The 1,946-nt window shown below is 61.0% G+C and carries 1 protein-coding gene; it reads right to left on the reverse strand.

Annotated elements, in window-relative coordinates; all coding sequences use genetic code 11:
- Nucleotides 1-141: 141 nt before the first annotated feature.
- Nucleotides 142-1,716: a DUF3369 domain-containing protein gene (locus AB4Z11_RS30465; RefSeq protein WP_442029741.1), complete on the reverse strand. Its 1,575-nt coding sequence runs from the start codon at nucleotides 1,714-1,716 to the stop codon at nucleotides 142-144.
- Nucleotides 1,717-1,946 lie beyond the last annotated feature (230 nt).

Consider the following 1,946-nt stretch of genomic DNA (forward strand, 5'->3'; position numbering starts at 1 on the left):
GCTGAGGCCCTTCAGTTCATTCATGATATTTCAACGTAAACGGGGACAGTCCCCCTCTCAAGGGCTGTCCCCAGTATATTACGTCGCAGTGAGAATTGGTGAGTTTGGCGCTGCTGTACGCGGCAGCGCCGCCACAACCTTTTAATCCATGCCTAACTTGGGATCTTTGCCGATCACGTCCAGCAAGGCATCCACCACGTCCGGATCGAACTGCTTGCCGCGGCGGGCCGTGATATAGCTCATCACGTCCGAATACGGCCATGGCTCCTTGTAAGGACGCTCATGCAGCAGCGAGTCGAACACGTCCACCACCGCCACGATGCGCGCCGACAGCGGGATGGCCTTGCCTTTCAGGCCATTCGGATAACCCTGGCCATCGAAATGCTCGTGGTGCGCACCCGCGATTTCGGCGCCGTAAGTCAGGTAGCTGACGCCGTCCACCATATTGGCGGCGCGTTCCAGCACGCTGCGGCCGACGGCGGCATGGGTTTGCATCAGGGCCTTTTCTTCTTCCGTGTGCGGCCCCGGTTTCAGCAGGATGTGATCCGGCGTTGCCACCTTGCCCACGTCGTGCAGGATGGAAGCGAGGCCGATCATGTCCACCAGTTGCGGCGTCAGTTCCTCGTCCTGCACACCGCACTCCTTCATACGCGCGGCAATGGCGGAGGACAGGCGCTGCACGCGCCGCACGTGGCCGCCGGTGCAGCCGTCGCGGAACTCGGCGAGATCCGCCAGCGCCACCACGGTCGCTTCCTGCGCCTTGCGCAACTGGCCGAACATATACAGGTTGTCGAAAGCGGCGGCGATGCGCTCGCAGAATACTTCCAGCAGGTCGCGCTGGATCTGGGCCAGCGGCCATGGCGGCGTGACGGAAATCGCGACGTCGCGGTTTTCCTGGGTGTGGATGTAGAGCACGTTGGCCGGATGGTCGAACTGGCTCTTCTTCTCGGCAAAGGCCTTGGCGATGGTCGGCCACAGTTCATGCGAGTGCGGCAATTGTTCCGCATCGGCCAGCGGCGCATAGCCGCCGGTGGCCGCCACCACGGTGGTGTCACCGGTTTCCACCTGCATCAGGCACAGCACGCCGTCGGCGCCCACGTCGAGGATGGCGGACACCTGGTTCAGCACGCCGGAGGCGAATTCGCGCAGGGAATGGATCTGGTAGAGATTGGTCGCGCCGGCCAGGATCTTGCCGAGGCCGATACGGCTGCGCTCCAGCATGTTCAGGCTTTCGTAGGCGCGCAGCGCGGAAATGACGGTGGTGAACAGCTTCTGGGTGGTGAGCTCGGTCTTGGCCTTGTAGTCGTTGATATCGTATTCGATGATCACGCGCTGCTCCGGCGCCTGGCCCGGCTGGCCGGTGCGCAGCACCACGCGCACGATGGAATTATGCAGCTCTTCACGGATGCGGCGTGCCAGCAGCAGGCCGGCATCGTCGGTTTCCATCACGACGTCGAGTAATACAAGAGCGATGTCAGGCGTGTCGCGCAGGATGTCGAAAGCTTCGCGGCCACTGTAGGCGGAGAACAGCTCCAGCTCACGGCCCTTGAAACTCACATTGCGTAGCGCCAGGCGGGTGACGGCATGAACGTCCTGGTCGTCGTCGACGATCAACACACGCCACTGGCGCTGATCGGGTGCCGCCAGGGACGGCTGCTTGTCGTCTTCGTCTTCTTCCAGCAGCCAATCATCCTCAACGGCGTTCGGGTCCGCCATACCATCTCCTTGTTTTAAAATGCCGAATCGTTACATCCAGCATAATCAGAATTCAAACTGGTGACAATCGAAACTTTCCGTCTCGCAAATCGCTTGCAACTCTGATACGCTCTGACAACACCTATTTGAGGAGGGGAAACTCCATGCAAGACAGTGCAGCGCTGCATACCACCGGAGCCGATGGGCTGGGCCGCGAATTCCTGGCCTTCAAGCTGGGCTCCGAGGAATAT

It is taken from the genome of Pseudoduganella sp. RAF53_2 (assembly GCF_052113985.1).
In the GTDB taxonomy this organism is placed as follows: Bacteria; Pseudomonadota; Gammaproteobacteria; order Burkholderiales; family Burkholderiaceae_D; genus Rugamonas.

Bases quoted from the DNA above. Each gene is read 5' to 3' on its own strand.
- AB4Z11_RS30465 (WP_442029741.1), bottom strand. From the start codon at position 1,716: ATGGCGGACCCGAACGCCGTTGAGGATGATTGGCTGCTGGAAGAAGAC.